Annotated in this window: 18 protein-coding genes and 3 tRNA genes; 13 read left to right on the forward strand and 8 right to left on the reverse strand. The window is 75.7% G+C overall.

Annotated features, from left to right (window positions below; translation table 11 throughout):
- Nucleotides 1-212: 212 nt before the first annotated feature.
- Nucleotides 213-1,064, reverse strand: a complete 852-nt coding sequence (locus AB0E88_RS19970; protein ID WP_361632057.1) for an SMP-30/gluconolactonase/LRE family protein — start codon at nt 1,062-1,064, stop codon at nt 213-215.
- The gene (locus AB0E88_RS19975; protein ID WP_361632059.1) at nt 1,061-1,834 is read right to left on the reverse strand and encodes an IclR family transcriptional regulator; all 774 of its coding nucleotides are present in this window, start codon (nt 1,832-1,834) and stop codon (nt 1,061-1,063) included. The genes AB0E88_RS19970 and AB0E88_RS19975 overlap by 4 nt, the downstream gene beginning before the upstream one ends.
- A gap of 136 nt (nt 1,835-1,970) precedes the next feature.
- On the opposite strand from AB0E88_RS19975, the gene AB0E88_RS19980 reads away from it, so the two are divergent.
- From AB0E88_RS19980 to AB0E88_RS19990, 3 genes are all read left to right on the forward strand, one after another.
- Nucleotides 1,971-2,582, forward strand: coding sequence for a hypothetical protein (locus AB0E88_RS19980; RefSeq protein ID WP_361632061.1), 612 nt, complete (start codon nt 1,971-1,973; stop codon nt 2,580-2,582).
- A 156-nt stretch (nt 2,583-2,738) separates the two neighbouring features.
- On the forward strand, nt 2,739-4,187 hold the full coding sequence (locus AB0E88_RS19985) for an acyl-CoA synthetase (RefSeq protein WP_361632063.1): 1,449 nt from the start codon (nt 2,739-2,741) through the stop codon (nt 4,185-4,187).
- Nucleotides 4,180-5,517: a carboxyl transferase domain-containing protein gene (locus AB0E88_RS19990; protein WP_361632065.1), complete on the forward strand. Its 1,338-nt coding sequence runs from the start codon at nt 4,180-4,182 to the stop codon at nt 5,515-5,517. The genes AB0E88_RS19985 and AB0E88_RS19990 overlap by 8 nt, the downstream gene beginning before the upstream one ends.
- A 280-nt stretch (nt 5,518-5,797) precedes the next feature.
- Here AB0E88_RS19990 and AB0E88_RS19995 read toward each other — a convergent pair whose 3' ends face one another.
- Nucleotides 5,798-9,433 (reverse strand): S8 family serine peptidase, encoded by a 3,636-nt coding sequence (locus tag AB0E88_RS19995; protein ID WP_361632067.1) that lies wholly within the window; start codon nt 9,431-9,433, stop codon nt 5,798-5,800.
- A 202-nt stretch (nt 9,434-9,635) separates the two neighbouring features.
- On the opposite strand from AB0E88_RS19995, the gene AB0E88_RS20000 reads away from it, so the two are divergent.
- From AB0E88_RS20000 to AB0E88_RS20020, 5 genes are all read left to right on the forward strand, one after another.
- Nucleotides 9,636-9,977, forward strand: a complete 342-nt coding sequence (locus tag AB0E88_RS20000) for a CU044_2847 family protein (protein WP_361632069.1) — start codon at nt 9,636-9,638, stop codon at nt 9,975-9,977.
- A complete protein-coding gene (locus AB0E88_RS20005) occupies nt 9,974-11,626 on the forward strand; it encodes a trypsin-like peptidase domain-containing protein (RefSeq protein ID WP_361632071.1) in 1,653 nt (550 codons plus the stop codon). Before AB0E88_RS20000 ends, AB0E88_RS20005 begins: the two co-directional genes overlap by 4 nt.
- A gap of 22 nt (nt 11,627-11,648) precedes the next feature.
- The gene (locus tag AB0E88_RS20010; RefSeq protein WP_361632073.1) at nt 11,649-12,659 is read left to right on the forward strand and encodes a MoxR family ATPase; all 1,011 of its coding nucleotides are present in this window, start codon (nt 11,649-11,651) and stop codon (nt 12,657-12,659) included.
- On the forward strand, nt 12,649-16,980 hold the full coding sequence (locus AB0E88_RS20015; protein WP_361632075.1) for an SAV_2336 N-terminal domain-related protein: 4,332 nt from the start codon (nt 12,649-12,651) through the stop codon (nt 16,978-16,980). Before AB0E88_RS20010 ends, AB0E88_RS20015 begins: the two co-directional genes overlap by 11 nt.
- A 157-nt stretch (nt 16,981-17,137) precedes the next feature.
- Nucleotides 17,138-18,175, forward strand: a complete 1,038-nt coding sequence (locus tag AB0E88_RS20020; RefSeq protein WP_361632077.1) for a rod shape-determining protein — start codon at nt 17,138-17,140, stop codon at nt 18,173-18,175.
- Between the two features lie 625 nt (nt 18,176-18,800).
- Here AB0E88_RS20020 and AB0E88_RS20025 read toward each other — a convergent pair.
- Both AB0E88_RS20025 and AB0E88_RS20030 read right to left on the reverse strand, forming a co-directional pair.
- A complete protein-coding gene (locus AB0E88_RS20025) occupies nt 18,801-19,739 on the reverse strand; it encodes an anti-sigma factor RsbA family regulatory protein (RefSeq protein ID WP_361632079.1) in 939 nt (312 codons plus the stop codon).
- A complete protein-coding gene (locus tag AB0E88_RS20030) occupies nt 19,736-20,089 on the reverse strand; it encodes an STAS domain-containing protein (protein WP_361632081.1) in 354 nt (117 codons plus the stop codon). Before AB0E88_RS20030 ends, AB0E88_RS20025 begins: the two co-directional genes overlap by 4 nt.
- A 284-nt stretch (nt 20,090-20,373) precedes the next feature.
- On the opposite strand from AB0E88_RS20030, the gene AB0E88_RS20035 reads away from it, so the two are divergent.
- The 3 genes from AB0E88_RS20035 to bla all read left to right on the forward strand — a co-directional run bounded on the left by AB0E88_RS20035 (nt 20,374) and on the right by bla (nt 22,438).
- The gene (locus AB0E88_RS20035; protein WP_361632163.1) at nt 20,374-21,018 is read left to right on the forward strand and encodes an ANTAR domain-containing protein; all 645 of its coding nucleotides are present in this window, start codon (nt 20,374-20,376) and stop codon (nt 21,016-21,018) included.
- Nucleotides 21,019-21,083: 65 nt separating this feature from the next.
- Nucleotides 21,084-21,248, forward strand: a complete 165-nt coding sequence (locus AB0E88_RS20040) for a hypothetical protein (protein WP_361632083.1) — start codon at nt 21,084-21,086, stop codon at nt 21,246-21,248.
- Between the two features lie 266 nt (nt 21,249-21,514).
- Entirely contained in the window at nt 21,515-22,438 is a 924-nt protein-coding gene (gene bla / locus AB0E88_RS20045) for a class A beta-lactamase (protein ID WP_361632085.1), read from the forward strand.
- A 104-nt stretch (nt 22,439-22,542) separates the two neighbouring features.
- On the opposite strand, the gene AB0E88_RS20050 is transcribed toward bla, so the two are convergent.
- The 3 genes from AB0E88_RS20050 to AB0E88_RS20060 form a co-directional block, all read right to left on the reverse strand.
- A tRNA-Ile gene (locus AB0E88_RS20050) sits at nt 22,543-22,616 on the reverse strand.
- A 188-nt stretch (nt 22,617-22,804) separates the two neighbouring features.
- Nucleotides 22,805-22,877, reverse strand: a tRNA-Asn gene (locus AB0E88_RS20055).
- A 5-nt stretch (nt 22,878-22,882) separates the two neighbouring features.
- Nucleotides 22,883-22,955 (reverse strand) — tRNA-Asn (locus AB0E88_RS20060).
- Between the two features lie 158 nt (nt 22,956-23,113).
- On the opposite strand from AB0E88_RS20060, the gene AB0E88_RS20065 reads away from it, so the two are divergent.
- Together AB0E88_RS20065 and AB0E88_RS20070 are read left to right on the forward strand one after the other, a co-directional pair.
- The gene (locus AB0E88_RS20065; RefSeq protein ID WP_361632087.1) at nt 23,114-23,428 is read left to right on the forward strand and encodes a YtxH domain-containing protein; all 315 of its coding nucleotides are present in this window, start codon (nt 23,114-23,116) and stop codon (nt 23,426-23,428) included.
- A 152-nt stretch (nt 23,429-23,580) separates the two neighbouring features.
- Nucleotides 23,581-25,020, forward strand: coding sequence for an FGGY family carbohydrate kinase (locus tag AB0E88_RS20070; protein ID WP_361632089.1), 1,440 nt, complete (start codon nt 23,581-23,583; stop codon nt 25,018-25,020).
- The last annotated feature ends 51 nt before the right edge of the window (nt 25,021-25,071 follow it).

A 25,071-nucleotide genomic window follows, 5' to 3' on the forward strand; every position in this document is an offset into this window, starting at 1 on the left:
CCCGCCCGGTAAGCCGACGCGGCACGCGCGAACCCTGGCGGGACGAGCCAGGACCGCATGCCGAAACCCCGCCCGCAAAAGCCGACGCGGCACGGGGAAACCCGGCAGGAGAAGCCGGCACGGCACGCGGAACCCCCGGCGGGTCGGCCGCCCTCCCGCCGGCGTGGCGAACCCACCGCCCCGTCCCCCGCCCCCGGCGGCCCCGGGCGCGGTCAGCCCGCGAACGGCGGCTGGGGCAGGCCCTTGCCCGCGTCCGGGACGACCAGCAGGGAACCGGCCGTCGGATGCGGTGCGGCCAGACCCACGCGGGCCGTGGTGACGTAGAGGTCCGTCAGGTCCGGGCCGCCGAAGGCGCAGGCCGTCACCCTCGGCGTGGGCAGCGCGATCGTCCGGTCCAGGCGGCCGTCGGGCGTGTAGCGGCGTACCGCCGCACCGTCCCACAGCGCCACCCACACACAGCCGTCGGCGTCGACCGTGAGGCCGTCGGGGAAGCCGGCGCCCTCCTCGATCCCGGCGAACGGCCGCCGGTCCGTCACGCGTCCGCCGGCATACGAGAAGACGTCGACGCGGCGGGTGGGTGAGTCGATGTAGTACATGAGGCGGCCGTCCGGGCTCCAGCCGGTGCCGTTGCTCACCGCCACGTCGTCGAGGACCCCCTCGGCCGCGCCGTCGCCGGTGAACCGGGACAGGGTGCCGCCGCCCGGCGCCTCGTCGTAGCGCATGGTGCCCGCCCACAGCGCGCCGTCGGGGGCCACGGCGGCGTCGTTGGCGCGGCGCCCCGGCACCGGCTCGTGGTGCAGCCAGCGGAAGGCGCCGTCGGGGTCGAGCAGACCGACACCGTCGCGCAGGTTGAGCACCAGGCCGCCGCCGGCGCGGGGCTTGGCCGCGCCGACGTGCTGCTCGGTGGCGCGCACCGTGCGGCGGCCGGTGACGGGGTCGTAGGTGTGGACACGGCAGCCGAGGATGTCCAGCCAGATCAGCCGGCCGGCGGCCGCGTCCCAGGTCGGCCCCTCGCCGAGCATCGCCTCGGCCCGTACCGCGACCTCGTACGCCGGCCCGCTCACACCGCGCTCCGGTGGCCGAGGTTCTCCGACAGCTCGGCGGCGCCCTTCGCGGCGAGCTGCTCCAGCTCGGCCCGGCGCTCCTCGCTCCAGCGGATCATCGGCACGGAGATGGACAGCGCGGCCACGACCCGTCCGGTGCGGTCGCGCACGGGCGCGGCCACGCAGGACACGTCCGGGTTGGACTCGCGGGACTCCACCGCGATGCCGCGCGCGCGGATCTCGGCCAGGGCCTCGCGCAGGGCGGCCGGATCGGTGATGCTGTTCGGGGTCATCGCGACCAGCTCGGCGTCGTCCGGGACGCGGGCGGCGAGCTCCTGCTCCGGGAGGGAGGCCAGCAGCATCTTGCCCACCGAGGTGCAGTGCGCGGGCAGCCGGCGGCCGGCCGCGGACACCATCCGCACCGCGTGGGTGGAGTCCACCTTGGCGATGTAGATGACGTCGGTGCCCTCCAGGATCGCCACGTGCACGGTCTCGTCGCAGGTCTCGGCGACGGCGCGGGCCACCTGCTGCCCCTCGGCGGCGAGGTCCAGCTGCTCGGCGTAGCGGCTGCCGAGCTGGTACGGGCGCACGCCGAGCCGGTAGCGTCCGGGCTGGCCGGGGACGGTGACCAGGTACTGGCGGGCGGCGAGCGTGGTGACCAGCTCGTGCACGGTGGTGCGCGGCAGTTGCAGCTTGCGCACGATGTCGGGGGCGGAGAGCGTGCCGTCCCCGTCGAGGAAGAGCTCCAGAATGTCCAGAGCCCGGGTCACGGCAGGTACGAGGCGTCCCACGACCGGCCCCCTCCCTTGTGTGGTCAGTAAGCCTGCGTTCGATATTTCAACAGGCGGTCGGCATGACGAACACAGGCTAGTCATATCCCGATCGCCCGGGCAATGGTCCGGACGCGCGTGGCCGGTCTGAGGAACGATGGAGGACGTGCCGCCCTCCTCTGCGCGCCCCGCCGCCCCCTTCACCCGCCGTGACTTCCAGCTGGTGTTGCTGCGCCGCATGGCCGATCACAACCCGGAGCTGGTGGACGACGCCCGCCGCACCCTCGGTGTCTCCCTGGCCGAGATGCGCGAGGCGAACAGACGCTGGCAGGCGATGGTCCGCTCGCCCCGGGCCCGCGCGGCGGCGTCCCGCTACCGATCGGTGCTCGGCCCGCCGGAGGCCGAGTCGAAGCGCGCTGTCGGCGACCTGGAGTGCGCCGCCTGGCAGTGGCCGCTCCCTCTCTGGCCCGACCTGCGCTTCGAGGTCCTCGTCGGCCCGCGCGGCGCGGTCTGGAACGAGTGGCTGGTCCGCGCCCCGGACTCCCCCGGCCCCGACCTGCGCACCCTGGAGGACCTGACCCCCTGGTCGTGCACGGTCGACGAGGCGGCCCGCGCCTTCGCCCCCGCCCGCCCGCTCGAGGGCACGGCCCCGACCCGCTGGGGCCTGGCCTTCACCGCCCCGGACGCGGCGGGAGCGCGCCACGAGGTGGTGGCGGAGTTCACCTGGGGCCTCCTGCAACGCACGGCGGTCACTTCACACCCGAGGTGACCGCGCTCCCAAGAAAGAGGGCGCGGGGAACCGCGCGACCGGCCACCGGACCACCCCCACCCGCACCCGCACCCGCACCCGCCGACGATCAGAAACCCGGCAGAGGCGAAGCCACCGTGGGGTAGGAAAGGACCGGCGCCCACCAAAGGAGACCACGTGCCCTCCCTCTTCCCCACGCTCACCGGAACCCCGGACACGCAGGAAGCCCTCCACTTCCCCGACCGTCGGCTGACCTACGCGGAACTCGCCGCCGCCGCCGGAGCCGTGGGCGAGAGGGTGCGGGGCCACGCCCGGGTCGCCGTGTGGGCGACCCCCGCGCCGGAGACCGCCGTAGGTGTCGTCGGCGCACTCCTCGCCGGCACGGCCGCCGTCCCCCTCAACCCCAAGTCGGGCGAGAAGGAACTGCGGCACATCCTCACCGACAGCGCCCCCGCCCTCGTCCTGGCCGCCCCCGGCGACGACCTCCCCGCGGCCCTGGACGCATACGAGCGCGTCGACGTCGACGTACGCGCCGCCGGGCCCGTCCCCGACGACCGGGCGGCCGACGAGACGGACCCGGCACTCGTCGTCTACACCTCCGGCACCACCGGCCCGCCCAAGGGCGCCGTCATCCCGCGCCGGGCGATCGCCGCGACCCTGGACGCGCTCGCCGACGCCTGGCAGTGGACCGGCGCGGACGTGCTGGTGCACGGGCTGCCGCTGTTCCATGTGCACGGGCTGGTGCTGGGCGTCCTCGGCCCGCTGCGGCGCGGCGGCTCGGTGCGCCACCTCGGCAGGTTCAGCACCGAGGGCGTGGCGAGGGAGCTGGGCGCGGGCGCCACCATGCTCTTCGGCGTGCCGACCATGTACCACCGCATCGCCGAGGCCCTGCCCGCCGACCCGGAGCTGGCGAAGGCGCTGGCCGGGGCCCGGCTGCTGGTGTCGGGGTCGGCGGCGCTGCCGGTGCACGACCACGAGCGGATCGCGGCGGCGACCGGGCGGCGGGTCGTCGAGCGGTACGGCATGACCGAGACGCTGATGAACACCAGCGTGCGCGCCGACGGGGAGCCGCGGGCCGGGACGGTCGGGGTGCCGCTGCCGGGCGTGGAGCTGCGGCTCGTGCAGGAGGACGGCTCCCCGGTGCCGGCGTGCGACGGGGAGACCATCGGCGAGATCCAGGTGCGCGGTCCGAACCTGTTCACCGCGTACCTGAACCGGCCGGACGCCACCGCCGCCGCGTTCACCGACGACGGCTGGTTCCGCACCGGGGACATGGCGGTGCGCGAGGCGGACGGGTATGTGCGGATCGTCGGGCGCAAGGCCACCGACCTCATCAAGAGCGGCGGGTACAAGATCGGAGCCGGGGAGATCGAGAACGCGCTGCTGGAGCACCCGGGGGTGCGGGAGGCGGCGGTCACCGGGGAGCCGGACCCGGACCTGGGCGAGCGGGTGGTGGCGTGGATCGTCCCGGCGGACCCCACGGCGCCGCCGTCCGCCGAGGAGCTGGCCGGCCATGTCGCGGACCGGCTCGCCCCGCACAAGCGACCCCGCGTGGTCCGCCATGTCGACGCCCTCCCCCGCAACGACATGGGCAAGGTCATGAAGCGGGCGCTGTCCCATGGCTGAGCGCGGGTCCGCCCGGGCGGCCCTCGCCCTGGTCACCGACGACTTCACCGAACTGCCCGCCCCCGGGCGGCGGTCGCGGCCCGACGGCCCGCTCGGCTGGCAGGGCTACGACGACGCCCGCGCCCGCGCCGCCGGACGCACCGGCGAGGAGGAGTCCGTCGTCTGCGGCACCGGCACCGTCGAGGGCACCCGGGCGGTGCTGATCTCCTTCGAGTTCGGATTCCTCGGCGGCTCGCTCGGCGAACGCACCGGCGACCGGCTGGAGCAGGCGTACAGCCATGCCCGCGCCCACCGGCTGCCGGTCGTGCCGCTGGTCGCCACCGGCGGCAGCCGGATGCAGGAGGGCATGCTCGCGCTCACCCAGCTCCAGCGGGTGGCCCGGCAGTCGGCACTGACCCGCGAGGCGGGACTGACGCAGATCGCGGTCCTGCGGGACCCGACGACGGGGGGCGGCTGGGCAACGCTCGGCGCGGGCGCCGACGTGGTGCTCGCGCTGCCCGGCGCCCAGGTCGGCTTCGCGGGCTCACGGGTACGGCCGCCGGACTCCGACCCGGCCGCGTACACGGCCGAGGCGCAGGTGGCGGCGGGGTCGGCGGACGCGGTGGTGGAGCCGGGTGAGCTGCGGGCGGTGCTGGGGCGGTGGCTACGGCTGCTGACCCGCCCGTCCGAGGCGCCCGCACCGGTGCCGCAGGCGCTCGGGGCGCGGGAGCTTCCGGTCTCCGGCTGGGACGCCGTCCAGCGGGCCCGGGACCCCCGGCGCCCGCGCGCACGGCAGTACCTGGACGCCTATTTCACGCAGCGCGTCGCGATCTCCGGCGACCGCTGCGGGGGCCGGGACCCGGACGGCATGCTCTGCGGGTTCGGTGAGCACCAAGGGCGGACGGTGGCCTACGCCGCGCAGACCGGCACGGCGACCCGGCCGGCCGGCTACCGCACCGCGGCCCGGCTGATCCGGCTCGCGGACCGGCTCCGCGTTCCCGTGCTGACGCTGGTGGACACGCCGGGCGCGGCCAACGACGCCGAGGCCGAGCGGCAGGGCGCGGGCCCGGCCATCGCGGAGGTGTTCGCGGCGGTCGCGTCGGCTCGGACGCCGGTGACGACGCTGGTGATCGGTGAGGGCGGCTCGGGCGGCGCGCTGGCGCTCGCGGCCCCCGGCACCACATGGGCCACTCCGGACAGTTACTTCTCCGTCATCGCGCCCAACCTCGCGGCGGCCATCCTCAAGCGCCCCCAGGAGGAGGTCGAGGCGACGGCGGCCCAACTCCGTATCCGGCCGCAGGACTTGGCGGAGCTGGGCGTGATCCGAACAGGCGATCAGTTGTTCCCTTGAACAGGTGATCGTCACCCGTGAGGGCGACTGCGGCGGGTGAGACCCCGGATACTAACGGTGTGCGAGCGACGGGCTGCAGACCGTGGTCGACGCACAGGTCCCACATCACAGCACCACCGCAAGGAGAACCACGATCATGAACCTGCTCACCGACGTCCTGGCCGGCCTCTTCCACTTCATCGGCTGGCTGGTCTGAGGGCGAAGGCCCGCAGCAGCGACAGCGGCGCCGTCTCCCCGTCCCAGGGAGGCGGCGCCGCCGTTTCGTGTATCCGGAAGCGGGCTACCTCACACCCACCGCGCCCAGGATCTCCTGGCGCACCGAGCCGCCGTGGTCGTCACGGGCGAAGGCCCGAAGCGACACCGAACCGGCGCCGCGCGGAACGCTGAGCGTGCCGCGCCACGACGCGCCGGAACCGCCGAGGCGCACCGGACTCCAGGTCTTCCCGCCGTCGTACGACACCTCGAGCCGGCCCCCGCCGAGCGTGCCGGTGCCGGGCGCGCCCTCGACGTGGGAGGCGCTCAGGCCCACCGGGACGCGGCTGCCGCCCCGGACGTCGCCGGCGAGGTCGGTGTCGATGTCGTAGGCGAGGTTGATCAGCGGCAGGAAGGTCTGCCGGTCCTCGGGGGTCGCGGCCGAGCGGAAGGTCCACTCGGAGCGGCCCCGCGTGGCCCTGCCCCAGCGGGCGGCGTCGAGGGCCGTCTCGGTGACGACGGTGTACTCGTGCGCGTCGGCGGGGGCGTCCCACACGTACGCGGCGGAGCTGCGGCCGGTGTCGACCAGCGTCCCGTCGAGGTAGACGGACGTGGTCTGGCTCATGCCGCTGTCCTCGCTCCACACGTCGCCGAAACCGGTGTGGTCGGGCCCCGAGTCGCCCCAGCCGGGCGTGTTGAACTGCAGCTGGTTGCCGCTGCGCTGCTGCCCCCAGCCGAGCCCGGTGCCGAGCCAGGGGTGCCACACGGGCCGGAACCAGTTCAGCCCGGGCCGGGTGCCGCCCCGGTAGGCGACGAGCCCGCTGCGCTCCTCCAGCGCCCCGTCGGCGGCCGTCACGGACTCGTGCCACAGCTGGCCGGGGCCGGTGGAGACGTAGTCGGTGCGCTCGGCCGGGAAGTCGGCGCGCTCCTGGAAGCCGATGCCGATGGGGAAGGTGCCGGTGATCGAGTACCGGAACTCGCCGCCGGAGACCGGCTTCGCCGCGTGGAACTTCACCCCGACCGAGGCGAGTTGGCGGGCGCCGGGCGCGTAGGTGAGGTCGCGGTCCGGGATCGCGCCCGGGTGCCCCTCGGACAGGTCGTACACATAGGGCGTGTCGCGCGTGATCGTGAGGTCCACGCGTGCCGCCTGACCCAGCCGCCGGGCGTCGGCCGTGTTCAGCGTGGCGATCGGGAACGGCCGGTCGCCGCCGTCGTCCGGGCCCCACCAGGCGTTCAGGCGGCCGGGCGCGTCGTCCGTGACGAACAGGGCCTTCACGCCCGCGTCCTGCGCGGCCTGCGCGAGGGCCACCGGGTCGGTGCCGTCGGTGAGCCGCACGAGGACCGCCTTGCCCGCGACGCCGGTCAGGGGGCCGGTGCCGACGTCGGCCAGCGGCAGCCGCAGCCGCCCGTCGGTGAGGGCCCCGCCGGGCTGCGCGACGGCCTCGCCGACCCCGCGCACCTCCATGAGCGGCTTGCCGAGCCGCCACACGGTCCGGTACTCGAAGGTGCCCTGCGTGACCTTCCGGGTCGGCGCCGCGAACACGCTGTCGTACCTCACCGGCACCTGGACCGCGCCGAACAGATCGGAGCCGCCCGCGGCACGGTCGTACTCCATGAGCAGCTGACGGGTCTCGGTCGGCCGCCCGGTCTCGGCCCGCACCTCCCGCAGCGTGCGCCCGTCCAGGGTGATCTCGCGGTCGCGGTCCAGGGTGACCTCGGGGGCGGCGAGGAAGCCGAGGCCGAGGGAGTCGGCGCCATGGCTGCCGCGCACGTCGAGGAAGGAGGTCAGGCTGTACGTCCCCGGCTTCAGGCGCAGCGTCAGGGTGCCGGAGTCGCCGACCTGCGCGGGGAAGGCGTCCACGCCGGCCGCGAGCTGCTGCACGGCGAGGTCCGCGGCCGCGGGCGCCCCGGCGCGGTCCTTGACGTGCACGGTGAGCGTGTACCGCTCCTCCTCCTTGACCAGCCCGAACGCGGTGTGCGCGACGGGTGTGCCGGCCGCGTCCACGGCGACGACCTGTCCGCTGGTGTCGCCGACGGGTGCCTTGGCGCCGTCGCCGGTGAGCGTGGTGGAGGCGGTGCCGTGCGCGGGGACGGTCAGGGCGGTGTCGGCGAGGGTGGCGACGCCGTCCGGCGCACCGGTGACGGAGAGCTTCAACGCGACCGGTGCCTCACCGGAGTTGCTGTAGGTGAGGGTGCGGGTCACCGGCTGGTTCGCGTCGTACGGCCAGCGGTAGAAGCCGAGGTCGGCGCTGCCGGTGGCGGTGACGGTCGCGCCGATCGCGTCGGGCACGCTGACCCGGCCGCTGCCCAGCTGGTAGGCGGAGGCGTCCAGTTGCTTCGAGGTGGACATCAGCGCGTCCTTGAGCCGCGCACCGGTCCAGTCAGGGTGGCGCTGCGCGAGCAGCGCGGCGACACCGGCGACATGCGGGGTCGCCATCGACGTCCCGCTCATCGAGGTGTACGGCCCGCTGCCCCCGGTGAGCCCGGAGCGGGCGGCGAGGATGTCCACGCCCGGCGCGGAGACGTCGGGCTTGAGGGCGTTGTCGCCGTGGCGGGGCCCGGCGCTGGTGAAGTAGGCGGCCCGGTCGGCGGAGTCGACGGCACCGACGGTGAGCGCGGCGTCGGCGGCGCCGGGCGAGCCGATGGACGAGGGCGCGCCCGTGTTGCCCGCGGCGATCACGAACAGGGCGCCGGTCTCACGGGTGAGGGTGTTCACGGCCTGCGCCATGGGATCGGTGCCCTCGCTCGGCTCGCTGGAGCCCAGACTCATCGAGACGATCCTGGCGCGGACGTCCTTCGCGGCCCACTCCATGCCGGCGATGATCTGCGACTCGCTGCCCGAGCCCTGGTCGCTGAGCACCTTGCCGACCGCGAGCGTGGCATCGGGTGCGACGCCCTTCTCCCGGCCGTCGGAGGCGGCGCCGCTGCCGCCGACGGTGGAGGTGACGTGGGTGCCGTGACCGTTGCGGTCGGCGACCTCCTGGCCCTCGATGAAGCTCTTCGCCGCGGTGACCCGGCCCGCGAGGTCGGGGTGGGTGACGTCGACGCCGGTGTCGAGGACGGCGACGGTGACGCCCTTGCCGGTCAGCCCGGCCTCCCAGGCCCGCGGTGTGCCGATCTGGGTGTTGCTTTCGGCCATGTCGGCCGTGACCCGCGCGTCGAGCCACACCTTCTCCACGCCGCCCTGTCCGGTGACCGCCTGCCAGAACGCGCGGCCCTTGGGCGCCCGCACGGCGTCCCCGCGCACGCTGGGCAGCGCCCGCACCCGCTCGGCCCCCCGGGGCAGGGCCGCGCGCACCCCCTTGCCGTGGGTGACGATCAGCGGCAGCGCGCCGGCCTCGTCGTCGGTGAGGTGCTGCCGGATCAGGGCGCTGACGTCGAACAGCCGCCGGTCGAGGGTGCCCGCCCGCAGATACGGCAGCGCCTCGTCCGGTACGACGCTGATCTCGCCGTTCGCGCTCTGCGTGCGCACGGCACCGCTCGCGCCCCGGGGCCGCTGGACGGTGACGGTCCGCTTGCCGCCGCCGAGGTCGGTGACGGTCACCCGGTCTCCGGTGACGAGGGTGACGGTACGGGCGGCGTCCGCGGTCCGTGCGGCGCTCGCGGTGGGTGCGGTGGTGGCCGTACCGGGGCCGGGCGCCGCGCCCGCGCCCGTCGGCAGCAGGGCGATCACGAGCCCGGCCGACAGGAGACTCGCCCCGCGTCTGACTGGTCCTCTGCTCATCCACGCCTCATTTCGTCGTGTGTCCGACGAGTGTCACGGGGCTTGTGGGGACGGGGAGTTGACGGGAGGCGGCGGAAAGGCGCCCTGGCGGGTTTCCGCCAGGGGTGCGGTGACCGGCGGCGGAACCCGGTTCACCGGACGGGCAGGGTCCGCAACAATGTCCACGGCAAGGTCACGACAGCACGGGGGAGTTGGCGGCACGTTGGACGAGTTGGTGGAGTTCACGACCGAGGACGGCGCACTGGTCGTGGTGGAGGGCGTCGAGGACGCCGCGGGTGCCCGGCTGGTCTCGCGCGGCGGGACCGCGCAGGCCGCGCGTACCTTCGAGGGCTCCCTGGCGGGCGTACGCGCGGCGGCCGAGTCGGCGCTGCGGGTGCTGCGCGACGGGACGCTGAAACCGGACGCGGTGGAGCTGGAGTTCGGCGTGAAGATGAGCGCTGAGGCGGGTGCCGTCATCGCCAAGGGAGCCGCCGAGGCGCATCTGGTCGTCAAGCTGAGCTGGTCGCCCGGCGGCTCGGCGCGGGATGCGCAGACCTCGTCATGAGCACCACCGCCTGGCACGCCCGCGTCGTCTGCGGCAGCGAGGTCGGCGCCGGTTTCCTCGTCTCCGCGCGCCACGTCCTCACCTGCGCGCACGTGGTCCGGCAGGCCGGCACGGACCCGGTCGGCGTGACCTTCCCCAACTCCCGTCACCTCGCCGGGTTATCTGCCGTCGTGGCGGTGCACGGCGGCTGGCAGGGCGGCGCGGCGGACCCCGGCGACCTCGCGGTGCTGGAGCTGTCCGAGGACGTGCCCCTCGCCCCGGCCCGGTTCGCGGCGCCCGGCGCCGAACGCGGCGGCCGGCAACTCGTCGCCTACGGCTTCCCGCGCGGCTACGACGAGGGCATGCTCGCCTCCTACCGGGCGCTGCCCGGCCCGCGGATCTCCGACGAGTGGGTGCAGCTGGAGGCGCTCACCGGGCACGGGCAGCCGCTGGCGGCCGGATTCAGCGGGGCCGCCGTGACGCTGGAGGACGGTTCGGTCGTCGGCATGGTCACGGCGGTCGCGGGCGGCCGGGACGTGCGGGTGGGCCGGATGCTGCCCACCGAGGTCATGGCCCGCTACTGGCCGGGCCTCGGCGAGCTGGTGCCGACCGGCCACCGGCCCGAGACGCTGCGCCGGCTGTACGCGCTGGTGCGCCGGGCCGAGGCGCAGGGCCGGGCGGGCGACGCCAACCGGCTGTACGGGGACGCGGTGGGGGCCTTCGGGCCGCCGCTGCCCCCGGGCGGCTTCGCCTCGCTGGCCGCGGCGGCTGCGTACGTGCAGTGGGAGGTGCCCGAGCCGGAGGCCGCGGCCCGGCTGGCCGACCGGCTGGAGGAACTCCTCGACGGGGCCGTCGCGGCGCAGCCGCCCGCCGCCTGGTCGCCGGTCGTGGTGGAGATCGACCACAGCGGCGAGGGGCCCGGCCAGGTCACCGTCGAGGTGTCGGCGTACCGCGACGGTCGGCGCCGGCCCGTCGGCACCCGCCGGCTGCCGAGGAACGCGGTGCGCGCCTACGTCCAGCAGCGCCTGGACGAGGCCGCCGACCAGCTAGCGCCGGACGCCGAGGAGCTGGTGACGTTCGTGCTGCCGCGCGAGTGGCTGAACGAGCCGGTCGCGCAGTGGGAGTGCAGCGCGGACGACAGTACGCCGCTGGGCTGCGCCTATCCGCTGGTGGTGACCGACCGGGCGCGGCACCGCAGCGGCCGGCTGCGGCACCAGCTGCGCAAGAAGTGGCAGAAGCTGGACGCCTCGCCGGGCGCGGACGTGCACCGCGTGGAGTGCGGCAGCCGGGAGCGCCCCGGCGGGCTGCGCAAACGGCTGTGGGACTCCGACGCGCACCTGGCGGGCTTCGCCGTGCCGCCCGCCTCGGCGGCCGAGCACTTCGCGGTCTCGCTCACCGTCCCGGTGCCGGTCCTGCTGTGGCGGCGCACCGGATGCCCCGGCACCGGGCACGACGGCCCGTGCGCGGGCACCGTGTTCCTCGACGAGCTGACGGCCTCCCTCACCGGCGTACCACCCGTCGAACTGCCGCGTCACGTGCAGAAGTTGCGGCTGGCGGCGGACGCCGAGGACCCGGACGGGCACTGGGCGCGCGAGCTGCAGCTGCTGTGGGACGACCCGCGCTGCTTCCCGGAGCCCGCCGCGAGCCTGCACACCCCGGTCGCCCGATAACCCCCTGGAGCCAAGGAAACCCATGCCTCTGTGGCCCGTCTACACCGGCACCGGCACCCCGCACGACGGCGTGGACCGGCTGCCGCCGCCCCCGCCCTGGCGGGCCTTCGACGGCGGCCCGGTGCTCGAGGTGCCCGACGAGCGCGCCGACGCCGCCGCCGTCTCCCCCGACCGCGCCCACCGCGCCGCCACCTACCAGGCCACCGAGGAGACCGTCCAGCTGGTCAACGCGGCCCTGTATCTGCGCCGCCCGCTGCTGGTCACCGGGCCGCCCGGGACCGGCAAGTCGTCGCTGGCGTACGCGGTGGCGCGGGAGCTGCGGCTGGGTCCGGTGCTGCGCTGGAACATCACCAGCCGCTCCACCCTGCACGACGGCCTGTACCAGTACGACCCGCTGTCGCGGCTGTACGCGGCCCGGCAGGGGCCGCACGCGGCGGACGCCGGGATCGAGCACCATCTGCGCCTCGGCCCGCTCGGCACCGCCCTGCTGCCGTACGCCCGCCCCCGCGCGCTGCTCATCGACGAGATCGACAAGAGCGACCTGGACCTGCCCAACGACCTGCTGAACGTGCTGGAGGAGGGCCAGTACGAGATCCCCGAGCTGGTGCGCTCCGCCCGGCACGCGCCCGAGGGCCGCGCCCAGGTGATGATCGACGGCACCGACGAGCGGGTGCCGGTGGAGCGGGGCCGGGTGCGCTGCCGGGCCTTCCCGTTCGTGGTGCTGACCAGCAACGGCGAGCGCGAGTTCCCGCCCGCCTTCCTGCGCCGCTGTGTGACCCTGCGGCTGCGGCAGCCCGGCGACGGGCATCTCGCCGAGATCGTACGGGCGCACCTGGGCGAGCCGGACGAGCGGGCGCGGGGGCTGATCGACCGGTTCCTGTCCCGGGCGGGCGCCGGGGACCTGGCCACCGACCAGCTGCTGAACGCGATCTACCTCGCCCGCTCCGCCGACCTGGACGCCACGTCCCTGGACGAGCTGGCGGAGCGGCTGATGCCGTATCTGGGCCAGGGCGCGCAGGCCGATGTCTTCTGACCCCTCCCCCGCGCCGCCGGCCCTGCCGGCGGCGCTGGGACGCCTCGCCGACGTGCTGGCCGAGGCGGCGGGCGGACCCCGGCCCACCGCGCTGGAGCTGGCGGAAGTGCTGTGGCTGGCCCGGCAGATGGACCACCGGGACGAGGAGCAGCCGGTACCCAGGGAGCCGCGGACGCCGCCCGTACCGCGCCGCCCGGAACCGGACGACCGGCCGCGCCCGGCGCCCGCGCCCCCGCGAGAGCCCGCCCCCGCCCCGCCGCGCGCCCCGCTGCACCTGCCCGCCCCGCGACCGGCCCCGGGCGCCACGACCGCACCGCACGCCTCGCTGCTGGCGCCCGCGCCGCCGATGCTGCCGCACCCGCTCGCCCTGCAGCGCGCCCTGCGCCCGCTGGGCCGCCGCGTCGACGCTCCCTGCGGCCGGGAACTGGACGAGCGGGCGACCGCCGAGCGCATCGCCCGGCTGGGCGCGGACCCGCAGTGGTGGCTGCCGGTGCTGCGCCCGGCCCGCGAACGCTGGCTGCGCCTGCACCTGGTGCACGACGCCGGGCCCACGATGCCGGTGTGGCGGCCCCTGGTGCGCGAACTGCACACCACGCTGGCCCGGTCGGGCCTCTTCCGCACGGTCACCGGCTACCGCGCCGACCCCGACGGCACGGTCCACGGCCCCGCCGCACCCGCCGACGGCCGTACGGTGCTGCTGCTGGTCAGCGACTGCATGGGCCCGCAGTGGCGGGAGGGCCCCGCGGGCAGCCGCTGGCACGCCACCCTGCGCCGCTGGGCCCGCCGGATGCCGGTGGCGGTCCTCCAGCCGCTGCCCGAGCACCTGTGGCGCGACACGGCCCTGCCCGCGGTCCCGGGCCGGCTGTCGGCCCCGCACCCGGCGGCCCCGGCGGCCGCCCTGGCCTTCACGCCGTACGAGCCGCCCGACCCGTACGAGGCGGACGCCCCGATCGTCCTGCCGGTGCTGGAGCCGGGGCCGCGCTGGCTGGCGAACTGGGCCGCGCTGCTCGCCATGCCCGGCCGCACCGAGGTCCCCGCCGCCGGCGCCGCCCTGCGCGGCCCGCTGCCCGCCGACGCCGGTGACCGCACGGACGTGTCCCGGCTGCCGGCGGAGGATCTGGTGCTGCGCTTTCGCGCGACGGCGTCCCCGGAGGCGTTCCGGCTGGCCGGGCATCTCGCCGTGGGCCGCCCGCACCTGCCCGTGATGCGGCTCGTCCAGGCCGCGGTGGAGCCCGATCCGCAGCCGCGCCACCTGGCCGAGGTGATCCTCAGCGGCATGCTGACGACGGTGCTCGGCCCACCGGGCTCCTACGCCTTCCGGCCCGGCGTACGGGAGGTGCTGCTGCGCAGCCTGCCCCGCTCGGCGCGCGAGAGCACGACGGAACTGCTGGAGCGGATCGGCGGCCTGATCGACACGGCGGCGGGCCGGGCACGGGGCGAGTTCCGGGCGGCGACCCCGGCGGAGTCGGGCCGCCCGCAGGGCGTGGACGGGGAGGCGTTCGCCCACGTCCGGCAGGACAGCGTGCGCCGGCTGACACAGAGCCGGGACGCCCAGGAGCTGTTCGCCGGGCGGTACCGGCTGCTCCGGCGGCTCGGCGTGGCGGGCGCGAGCTGGCTCGCGGAGGACACCGAGGACGGCGACGTGAAGGTCGTGGTGCGCCGGCACAGCCCGCTGATGTGGGCCGACGGCGGCTTCGAGGACATGGCCCGGCGCCTCGCGGCGGTCCGCCACCCCCGGATCGCGGCCGTCCGCGACCACGGAACGGCCGGCGGATTCACCTACCTGGTCCGGGAGTACGTCGAGGGGCAGCCGCTGACGGACAGGCTCGCCGGGTCCCCGCAGGCCCTCGGTGCGGCCGCCGCCGTCGCGTTGCTCCCGCCCCTGGTCGACGCCCTGGACGCCCTCCACGCGCACGGCCGCCCGCACGGCCGGTTCCGTCCCTCGCAGGTCCTGCTCACCGCGAGCGGACCGGTGCTGATCTGTCTCGACGGGCCGCCCGCGGACACCGGGAGCCGGGCGGAGGACCTGCGGACGCTGGGACATCTCCTGCCCTCGCTCTGCCCGGTGGAGGAGCTGCCCCCGCAGCCCGCCCGTGAACTGGCCACCGCGCGCTCCGAGCTCACCTCCGACCTCCCCGGGCACCAGGAGAGCGGCGCCGACCGGCTGCGCCGTCTGACCTGGCCGTCGGACCGGCTGCGCTACTGGCTGCTGGGCCCGCCCAAGGTCACCCGCGGGGACCGCGTGCTGCAGATCCCCCCGGGGTCGCCCCGGACGCTGCTCGGTGTGCTGCTGCTGCGAGGTGGCACCGCCACCCTGGAAGAGCTGGCCTCGGAGCTGTCACCGCAGCCGATGGGCCACGACTTCGTCACCCGGCGCCTGCGCGACCTGCGCGCGGCCCTGACACCCCACGCGGACATCGTCGTCGTCGACGGCACCGTGTCGCTGCGCCCGGCCCCCTCCACCGACGACGTCGACACACTGCTCGCCGCCCGCCTCGCCGGCCGTGCCCGGTCCGCCGACGACCCGGCGCGCCGCGGCGAACTGGCCCGCGAGGCGCTGAAGCTGTGGCGCGGCACTCCGCTGGACGGGGTGCCCGGACCCGCCGCCAGGGCCGCCCGCGCGGAGCTGGACTTCCTGCGCCGCGACCTGGAATCCCTGGCCGCCGCGGCGTCCCCGTGGCCCACCGTCTCCATCCGGACGGCAAGCCTGCGCCGCAGCCCGGAGGACCGCATCTCCCTCGAAGCGGCCGTGCACGAGGTCTTCTCCCGCTCCCTGTCCCCGCACCAGTACGAGGTGCTGGTCCGGGAGGACGGCTACCTCGTCCACACCGACCCCGCAGCCCCTCTCCTCCCCCTCCTGGTCGCCGTGGTGCGGATGTTCCCCGGCCTCCTGCCCGCCCAGGCCAGGCTGTGCGTGACGTTCCCGCGGGCCGTGCCGGCGGAACGGCTGTCCGAGGGCCGCCATGTCGTCGTCCCGCCCGCCCTGTACGAGGAGTTCGCCGCCAGCTCCGCCGCCGCGCGGCCCCCGCGGTTCCGGCCGCTGTGGGGTGCCTCGCCGCAGGACCCGCCCCTCGCCTGGTACTGCTCCCTGTCGCCGTCGGCCGACGAGGAGGAACGGGAGCTGGTCCGCGGGCCCCTCGTCGCCCGCGATCCCCGCGCACTCGCCATACCGGCCCCCGGCCGCACGGCCGTCGTGCACCTCGACGCCGACGGCCCCCTCACCCTCCTCGACCCGGCCCGCCCGCACCACACCGCCGAGGACCGCGTCACGACGTACTACGAGGTCGACCTGACACCCCGGCAGGCCCGGCACGAGATGACCCTGCCCAGCTCCGGCAAGGGTGACTTCACGGCCGTCGCCGAGCTGTCCTGGCGGGTCGAGGACCCGGTCGCGTTCGTGCACGCCCGCCCGGCGGACGTCGCCGCGCTGCTGGCGGCGCACGTGCGGGAGCAGGCCGCGCGGATCACCGGCCGGCACCCGGTGCGCCGGGCGGCCGGTGCCGAGCGGGCGGTCGACAACGAGCTGGTCCGCTGGCCGGTGCCGGGGCTCGCGGTGACGTGCCGGGTACGGCTGGCCCCGCGCGGGACGCTGCCGCCGGAGCCGCGGGCCCCGGGGGCGGCGGACGTGCCGCTGAGCGAGGTGCTGGCGCACGCGGGGACCGTGCTCATGGGTTTCGAGGGGCCGGTCGCCCGCCTCTTCTCCGCGGCGGCGGCCCGCGCGGCCGCGCTCGACCTGCTCGCGCTGGTCGGCGAGCACCGCGACCCCGAGGACGCGCTGACGGGCCGTCCACTGGCCGTGCAGGCGGTGCGGGAGGCGTCGGTGCACCCGCTGGACGTGCTGCGCACCTTCGCCCGCGACCGCCTCGGACCGCTGCTGCGCGCGCGCCTGGACGAGCTGGAGCTGCGGGCCGTGCCGGACGCTCCGACGACCCACCACTGCGCCGCACTGATCCGTGCCCTGCACGGCTCCGGGCGCCGGGTCCGCGTGATCACGGACGTGTCCGAGGAGGCCGCACGCCGCTACCTGGAGCCCTACCGGCTGCCGCTGGACGGCGTCCACGGCCGCGGCGACGACCTCACCCGGCTCATGCCCGACCCGGACTGCCTGCTGCGGGCACTGGACGGTGCGCCCGCGTCGGCCGCGGTGCTGATCGGGTCCTCACCGGCGGAGCTGGCGGCGGCGCGGCGGCTGGGGCTGCCCTTCGTGGGGCTGGCCCGCACCGCGCCGCTTCAGCGGCAGCTGCGGGAGGCGGGCTGCGAGATCAGCGTCCGGTCGCTGGATCCGCTGCTGGAGGCGGCGCGCGCCCTGCCGCCCGGCTGACGCCCCGTCTGCTCCGGTACGGGCGGGGCGCGTCGGAGGGTCGCGGGCGAAACACCCGTTCAGCGGCACCCCGCCCGGCCCCCTCCAGCAAGCGGCTTCCTCTCCGTCCCCGCAGGATGCGAGACAGGCCCGCCACCTACGGGAGGAACCGCCAGCCATGACCGCCAGTCTCGAGCAGCTGCGCCGCTGCCACTTCGCCGTCGACCTGGGGGCGGCCCGTACCCGCGTCTACGTCAAGGGCGCGGGGCTCGTCGTCGACCAGCCGTCCGCCGCCGCCGTCAACACCCGCACCGGCGCGCTGATCGCGGTCGGTGAGTTCGCGGAGAAGATGACGGGCCGCACCCCCCACTACATCCGGGTCGTGCGCCCGGTGTCGGGCGGGACGGTCGTCGACATCGAGATGGCGCAGCGCATGCTGCGGCACCTGCTCGGCGACAAGATCCGCCGCCAGCTGCGCCGCAAGCCCCGGCTGCGGGCCGCCGCCTGCACCCCGCACGACGCGGATCCGCTCGCCCAGCGCGCCGCGATCGAGACGCTGGTCGGGCTCGGGGCGCGGCGGGTGGAGCTGGTCGACACGCTGATCGCCGCCGCGGTCGGCTGCGGGCTGCCGGTGGAGCGCCCCGAGGCCACGATGATCATGGTGTGCGGGGCGGCGGCCACCCAGGTGGCGGTGCTCTCCCTCGGCTCCATCGTCACCGCCGAGCGCATCCCGGTCGGCGGTGAGGCCGTGGACCACGCGATCGTGCAGCACCTGCGCCACGAACACGAGCTGATGCTGCCGAGCCAGTCCGTACGTCCGCTGCAGCTGGCCCTGTCCGGCAACGGGCTCACCCCGCACGGCCCGGCGTCCACCGAGATCCACGGCCGGGACGTGGCCACCGGGCTCGCGCGCAGCGTCCGCGTGGACACCGCGGCGGTACGGGACGCCATCCAGACACCGCTGACCGCCGTGCTCGACGGCATCGGCAAGGTGCTGCGGGACTGCCCGCCCGACCTGGTCGCCGACCTCGCCGACCGCGGGATCATGATGGTCGGCGGCTCCGCCCTGCTCCCCGGCTTCGACCAGATGCTGCGTCAGGCCACGGGCATGCCGGTGCACATCGCCGACCGCCCCGACATCTGCGCGGCCCAGGGCCTGGGCGCCATGCTGGAGGGCCGCATCGAACCACTGCACCTGGACCCCCTGGCCCCCTGACCCACCCCCCTGACCCACTGCGCGCGGCACGGATCCCCCACCGAGGGCCGCGCTGCACACATCGCCCGCATCCCCACGGACGGCCACTACTCCCCGTGCCCCGGAATCCCCGCCGGGGCCACGGCACGCCGCCGCCCGCAGCCCGCAGGGGCCGCTGCGCGCCGGCGTCCGGATGCTCGGCTGGAGGCGCCGCGACCCCGCGCAGGTGCCCCGCCGGGGACACAGCGCGCGGCCACCCGGGCCGCGCCGGGTCCCCTACGGCGACCGCTCCCCACCGTGACCGGACGCCCCGACGGGCGCCGTAGCCGGCCGACGGGGCCCCTCCGCACTATGCCTTCGGCCCGGGGATCCCCCACTCGCGTCGACTCTCCCCCGCGGCCCCGCGGTCGCAGGCTCCCCGCACTCGCAGGAAGCTCACGCGGGGCGCCCACGCGTCCGCGCCCCGGGTCGGGCGGGACCGCCCTGTCGGCCCGCCCGATCCGACGACAGGTGCCGGTCGAAGCGGGCCCATCCGAGGCCGACGGCGACAGCGGAGGCGGGCGTCAACCGAGACCGGCGCCGGGCCGAGATGGGCGCGGCAGAGGGCCGGTGCTGGGAGACGGCCGGTGCTAGGAGACGGCCGGTGCTAGGAGAGGTAGGCGCGGATCGTGGTGCCGTCCTCGGCGGTGTGCAGCCGTACCAGGTCGCTGACCAGGTTCACCAGCAGCAGACCGCGGCCGCCGCGCTGGCCGCGCGGGACGGGCCGGCGGCCGGCCAGCGGGTCGGTGAGCCGCCCGGCGTCCCGCACCTCGCACACCACGTGCCCGCCCTCTCCCCACACCCGCACGGTGCCGCTCCCGCCGCCGTGCACCACGCTGTTCGTGGTCAACTCGGCCGCGACGAGGGCGAGATCGTCCAGCCGTACGCCCTCGAGTCCGAGCCGCGCACCCTCGCCGACCGCGTGGTGCCGGGCCGCCGAGAGGGAGGCCCGGTCGAAGGCGAACGCCGTGACGTCCGGGGCGGGGGGCAGCGGCTCGTTGTAGCGGGCGACGACCTCGGCGGGGGCGTACGCGTGGCTGAGGCGTTCGCCGACAGCGCCGGCCGGGATCACCGTGGGATGGGTGGCGTAAGCGTCGGCGACCGTCCGCTCGGGCAGCCGGACGACGTCGTACGGGCACAGGATCGTCGCCTCGCGGCCCTGGAACGCGGCGTTGATCAGCGCCTCGTGCTGTACGCAGGCCGGGTACTCGGCGGCGCTGCGCCCGGCCCAGACCGGTTCGCCGACGATCCGCACCCGGCGTCCGGCCGGCTGCGCGTCGGCGAAGGCGCGCAGCACCCCGGGGATGATCCGGCCCGGGTTGCGTCCGGCCTCCCGCATGTCCATCAGCCGCACCCGGCGGGCGTCGTCGCCCAGCTCGGAGCGGATCAGCTCCAGGTTGTCACCGGGGACGGCGACCGCGACGGGCTCGCCGGCGTCGAGCCCGTCGCGCACGAAGGGAACGGTGCCGGCGAGGTACTCCTGCGGGTCCCGGTAGAAGAGCGCAGGGTGCACGAACGGCTCGGCCGGCGCCTCGCTCGTACTCATGACATCGACACCTCGATCGCCGCCATCCCGGGCCAGAACAAGTCCAGCACCCTGCTCACCACGGCCGGCGGACGGTGCAGCACGATGCGGCGCCCGTCGGGCAGCCGCTGGGCCGCGTCCGCGAGCGCACCGACCCCGGCGACATCGGCGAACGTCACCGCGGACAGCTCCAGGTAGTACACATCATCGTCCTCGCACAGCACATCTCGCAGGGCACGCTCCCAGTCCCCACGCGTTCCCAGGCTGATCTCGCCCGTGGCCCGCAGGCCGGACCGCCCGGAGAGCGGCGCCAGCGACAGTGCCGGCAACGCGTCGACGGGCGGAGCCGGCACCCCGTCCAGGTCGCCCATGACCGCCACCTCCTCGACGATCTCTGTCTACCCGCCCGGCACCCGGCCATGCCGCCCGGCGCCGACCGCGCGGGAGCACGTGTGTAGGAGACGGTACGCCGGGCAGGCGCAGCCCGACAGCGAGGAGCCCGGAGCCTCGCGGGCGCGCGGGAGGCCGCGGCCTGCACGATTCGCACCGAAAGGCACAGGGGGCGCGCGACGCCGTGAGGACCGTCGGAGACCACCGGGACGCAGACCGTACACCGCTGACGGGACAGCTGGACGCGCTGGTCGTCGAGGCCCGCGTGGCCCGGGGACGGGCCGAGCTGCGACCACGCGGGGAGCTGGTCCACGGCTGTGCCCGGACCCTGGCGGCCACGCTGGACGGGCTGCCGGAGGGGGTGCGGGAGATCGAGCTGGACATGTCCGGGGTGCACTTCATGGACACGGCCGGGCTGGGCTTCCTGGACCTCCTGGACGACCACCGCCACCGGCACGGGGTCCCGGTGCGGACCGCGCACTGGCAGGGGCAGCCGCGCCGCATCCTGGAGCTGGCCGGCCTGGACACCGGGGAACCGCTGCGCGGCGCCGCCCACGGCGGTGCGGGACCGGCCGACCCGCCGGCGCGCACCGCCTCGGCCGTGGCGCTGGAGCGGGCGGAGCGGCTGCGGACGCTGCAGGACGAGATCGCCCAGCTGCGGCAGGCGATCGCCTCCCGGCCGGTGATCGACCAGGCGCGCGGCATGCTGATGGCCGCGCACGGCTGCACCTCGCAGGAGGCGTGGACGATCCTGCGGGAGACCTCGCAGCTGTCCAACACCAAGCTGCGCGCGGTGGCCGCCATGCTCACCGCCGGGGCCGGCGCCGCCGGCGCTCCCCCGCCGGCCGAGATCCGCTCGGCGCTGCGCACGGCACTCTCCCACCGCCGCTCCCGGCACCACCGGTCCTGACACCGGTGTGGTCCGGTGATCTCCCGGGGTACTCGGGCGGCGACCGACGGACCCGGGAGGAAGCCATGACCGAACCCACCCCGTCGCAGGCCGAGGGCGAGCGGCAGACCGCCGACGACACGTCCGACCCGACCGACGAGCCGACGAGCCCGCAGACGACACCGTCCCAGGCGGAGGGCGAACGCGACGACGACACCGAGGTGACGGCGGCGGCCGACACAGCGCAGTGATCCCGGACCGGCCGCCGCACCCCAGCCGCCGGTGGCGGCCGGCACCCGCGCACCGGTGACGCCTTCACTTCCCCTGTCATGCGCTGCCCTGCGTCAGGGGGTCATGACGCAGGACAGCGCCACGGCCTCGCGGCGTCACGGCGGCCTCGCGGCGTCACGGCGTCCGCGTCGGCGAAACGCGGGCCGAGCTCTTGGACAGGTGCGCGGTGCGGCTGTTTCGCTGGGCCCGTCGATCACGGCACGACGGACCCCGGGAGGCCCCCGCGATGACCGCCACCACCAGCTCCCCCACTCCGCCGCGGCGCCCGCTGCTGAAGGCCGGCCTCGCCGCGCCGGCCGCGGTGCTCGCCGCCTCCGCCGCCGCCACGGCCGCGCCGGCGGCACCCGAGCGGCTGCGCGACGCCGAGGGCCGGCTGCGCGACCTGGAGGAGCGCTACGGCGCCCGGCTCGGCGTGTACGCCCGCAACGCGCGCACCGGGCAGTTCGTCGCCCACCGGGCCGACGAGCCGTTCGCGATGTGCTCGACGTTCAAGACGCTGGCCGCCGCCGCGGTGCTGCGCGACCACGGCCACTGCGCCCCGCTCGACCGGGTGATCGCCTACCCGGCCGCCGACCTGCTGCCCAACTCCCCGGTGACCGAGAAGCACGTCGCCACCGGGATGCGGGTGGACGGACTGTGCGCGGCGGCGATCCGCTACAGCGACAACGCCGCCGGCAATCTGCTGCTGCGTCAGATCGGCGGCCCCGCCGGGCTGACCCGCTTCCTGCGCTCGCTCGGCGACCGGGTGACCCGGCTCGACCGCTGGGAGCCCCAGCTGAACACGGCCGTCCCCGGTGACCCGCGCGACACCACCACGCCTGCGGCCCTCGCCCGCTCCTACGCGACCCTGACACTGGGCGACGCCCTGTCCCCCGCGGACCGCGATCGGCTGGTGACCTGGCTGAAGGGCAACACCACCAGCGGCGAACGCTTCCGCGCGGGGCTGCCGGCCGGCTGGACCGTCGCCGACAAGACCGGCACCGGCGACTACGCCAGCGCGCATGACATCGGCGTGGCGTGGACGACGAGGGGCACACCGCTCGTTCTCGCGGTGCTGACGTCGAAGGCCGCACCGGACGCCCCGGTCGACAACCACCTGATCGAGGAGGCGGCGCGTCTGCTGGCCCGCAGCCTGGCGCCGGGTGAGTGAGGAAGGCGCCCCCGGACGGGTGAACGGCGGTCGCCGCCTCGGCGTGGCGACCGCCGCCGCCGAGGACCCGCAGGTCAGATCGATTCTGCGCCCGTACTGCGCGGTGGGGCGGGTGGGACTCGAACCCACGGCCGACGGATTATGAGTCCGCTGCTCTAACCGGCTGAGCTACCGCCCCATAGCGGCGTGTCGCGTACATGTGTACGCGCCGTGTGCCGCAGCATAGCCGCTCATACGATCTCCTGCTTCGCAGGGGCGATCTCGCACGCGCGCCACGACCACGCCACGTCCATGAGGACCGCGACGCCGTGCGCGCGGTTCCCGCGCACATGAAAAAGGACCCCATCGGGGTCCTCGTTCAGCATGCTCCCCCGACTGGACTCGAACCAGTAACCTGCCGGTTAACAGCCGGCTGCTCTGCCAATTGAGCTACGGAGGACCGAGCTCCCCCGACTGGACTCGAACCAGTAACCTGCCGGTTAACAGCCGGCTGCTCTGCCAATTGAGCTACGGAGGAATGCCTCGTTCGCATCGAACGGACCTCCTGGGGTATTCGCCAGGGGGCGCTCGCTCGCTGCGACACATACATTAGCGCAAGCAGGGGGGTGCTCCGCCAATCGGTACCCCCGGCGCCGACGCCGCACCACAGGACCGACACGAGGAAGGGTGGCCGCCATGCGCTACCGGCTCACGTTCGTCGCCGGACTCGCCCTGGGTTACGTACTGGGCACGAAGGCCGGGCGCGAACGCTACGAGCAGCTGAAGAAGTCCGCCCGCCAGGTCACGCAGAACCCGGCCGTGCGCAACACCGCGGAGACGGCGGCCATGCAGGGCCGCCAGTTCGCGGGCAAGGCCTATCACGCCGTCAGCGACAAGGTCGGCGACCACGTCCACGTCCCGGACTCCGTCGCCCACCGCGTCAAGTCCCTCAAGGCCCGCAGCGCCCACAACGGAGGCGGAAGCGACGACTGGGGCACGAGCAACACCTGAACATGTCGGGCGGGGGGACTCGTGCGGACCCGGGGGCGCGGGGAACCGCGCGACCAGCCACCCACGCCCCGCACCCGGCGGCAGCACACGCACCCCCCGATTAGGACGCCCCCCGCCCGAGCCGGCGCAGCGCTACGGCACAATCGGTGGCCATGGGGATAGTCGCCGGCTTGGACAGCTCACCGGACTTCACGCGCATCGTGGTCTGCGACACGGACACCGGTGCCGTTCTGCGGCAGGGCTATGCCCCGCATCCCCTGGAGGGACGCCCGAGCGACGTGGACCCGCAGGCCTGGCTGCTGTCCCTCGGTGAGGCGGCCGGCGGCGGCCTGCTGGAGGGCGTGCAGGCCATCGGCGTGTCGGCGCAGCAGAACGCGCTGATCCCGCTGGACGCGCAGGGCGCCACCGTGCGGCCGGCGCTGGCCGGCGCCGACAAGCGGGCGCAGGTTGCGGCGGCCGACCTCATCGACGCGCTCGGCGGGCGGGAGGCGTGGGCGCAGGCCGTGGGGTGCGTGCCGCAGGCCGCGCAGCCGGTGACCAAGCTGCGCTGGCTGGCCCGCAGCGAGCCCGACAACGCGCGCCGCGCGGCGGTGCTGATGCAGGCCCACGACTGGCTGGTGTGGCAGCTGCTGGGCCGGCCGGTCCGCCGGACCACCGACCGCGGCGGCGCCTCGGGCACCGGGTACTGGTCGGCGGCCACCGGTGCCTACCGTCCCGACCTGGTCGAGCTGGCGCTCGGCCGCCAGGCGATGCTCCCGGAGGTCATCGGCCCCGCGGAGGCGGCCGGTACGACACCGGAGGGGCTGCTGATCTCGGCCGGGACCGGCGAGACCATGGCCGCCGCGTTCGGGCTCGGGATCGGGCTCGGGGACGCGGTCGTCTCGCTCGGCGCCTCCGGGTCCGTGATGGCCGTCCACCCCGAGGCGCTCGTCGACAGCACCGGGATGATCACCTCGCTGGCCGACGCGACCGGGATGCACCTGCCCGTCGTCACCACCCTCAACGCCGTACGGGCCCTGCGCGGTACCGCCGAACTCCTCGGGCTGCCGGACCTGGAGAGCCTGTCGGAGCTGGCGATGAAGTCGACGCCGGGCGCGCACGGGCTGGTGCTGCTGCCGTATCTGGAGGGTGAGCGGACGCCTCATCTGCCGCACACGGCGGGCACGCTCGCCGGGCTGCGGCGGGAGTCGATGAAGCCGGAACACCTCGCGCGGGCCGCGTTCGAGGGGATGCTGTGCGGGCTCGCGGACGCACTCGACGTGCTGCGCGGCCGTGGCGTCGAGGTGCGGCGGATCTTCCTGCTGGGCGCGGCGGCCGAGCTGCCGGCCGTGCAGGCGGCCGCGCCGGCCCTGTTCGGCGCGCAGGTCGTCGTCCCGCAGCCCGCGGACTACGCGGCGATCGGCGCGGCGCGGCAGGCGGCGTGGGCGCTCGGCGTGTCGCAGGGGATCCTCGATCCGCGTACCCCTCCGTCCTGGCACGGCGCGGCGGCGCAGGTGCTGGAGCCGGGTGAGGAGCTGGCGGTGGGCCAGGCGGTGCGCCAGCAGTACGTGTCGGTCCGCGAGCAGACCCATCCGGGGGCGATGCGGCCGTAGGGGCGACCCCTCGGCCGGGGCACGCCGGTTCGGGTTAATCGGTTGAGGTAA

The organism is Streptomyces sp. NPDC028635, from assembly GCF_040637635.1.
In the GTDB taxonomy this organism is placed as follows: Bacteria; Actinomycetota; Actinomycetes; order Streptomycetales; family Streptomycetaceae; genus Streptomyces.

Bases quoted from the DNA above. Each gene is read 5' to 3' on its own strand.
- AB0E88_RS20020 (WP_361632077.1), top strand. From the start codon at position 17,138: ATGACCGCCAGTCTCGAGCAGCTGCGCCGCTGCCACTTCGCCGTCGAC.
- AB0E88_RS20070 (WP_361632089.1), top strand. From the start codon at position 23,581: ATGGGGATAGTCGCCGGCTTGGACAGCTCACCGGACTTCACGCGCATC.
- AB0E88_RS20005 (WP_361632071.1), top strand. From the start codon at position 9,974: ATGAGCACCACCGCCTGGCACGCCCGCGTCGTCTGCGGCAGCGAGGTC.
- bla (WP_361632085.1), top strand. From the start codon at position 21,515: ATGACCGCCACCACCAGCTCCCCCACTCCGCCGCGGCGCCCGCTGCTG.
- AB0E88_RS20025 (WP_361632079.1), bottom strand. From the start codon at position 19,739: ATGAGTACGAGCGAGGCGCCGGCCGAGCCGTTCGTGCACCCTGCGCTC.
- AB0E88_RS19995 (WP_361632067.1), bottom strand. From the start codon at position 9,433: ATGAGCAGAGGACCAGTCAGACGCGGGGCGAGTCTCCTGTCGGCCGGG.
- AB0E88_RS19990 (WP_361632065.1), top strand. From the start codon at position 4,180: ATGGCTGAGCGCGGGTCCGCCCGGGCGGCCCTCGCCCTGGTCACCGAC.
- AB0E88_RS20010 (WP_361632073.1), top strand. From the start codon at position 11,649: ATGCCTCTGTGGCCCGTCTACACCGGCACCGGCACCCCGCACGACGGC.
- AB0E88_RS20015 (WP_361632075.1), top strand. From the start codon at position 12,649: ATGTCTTCTGACCCCTCCCCCGCGCCGCCGGCCCTGCCGGCGGCGCTG.
- AB0E88_RS19980 (WP_361632061.1), top strand. From the start codon at position 1,971: ATGGAGGACGTGCCGCCCTCCTCTGCGCGCCCCGCCGCCCCCTTCACC.
- AB0E88_RS20030 (WP_361632081.1), bottom strand. From the start codon at position 20,089: ATGGGCGACCTGGACGGGGTGCCGGCTCCGCCCGTCGACGCGTTGCCG.
- AB0E88_RS20065 (WP_361632087.1), top strand. From the start codon at position 23,114: ATGCGCTACCGGCTCACGTTCGTCGCCGGACTCGCCCTGGGTTACGTA.
- AB0E88_RS20040 (WP_361632083.1), top strand. From the start codon at position 21,084: ATGACCGAACCCACCCCGTCGCAGGCCGAGGGCGAGCGGCAGACCGCC.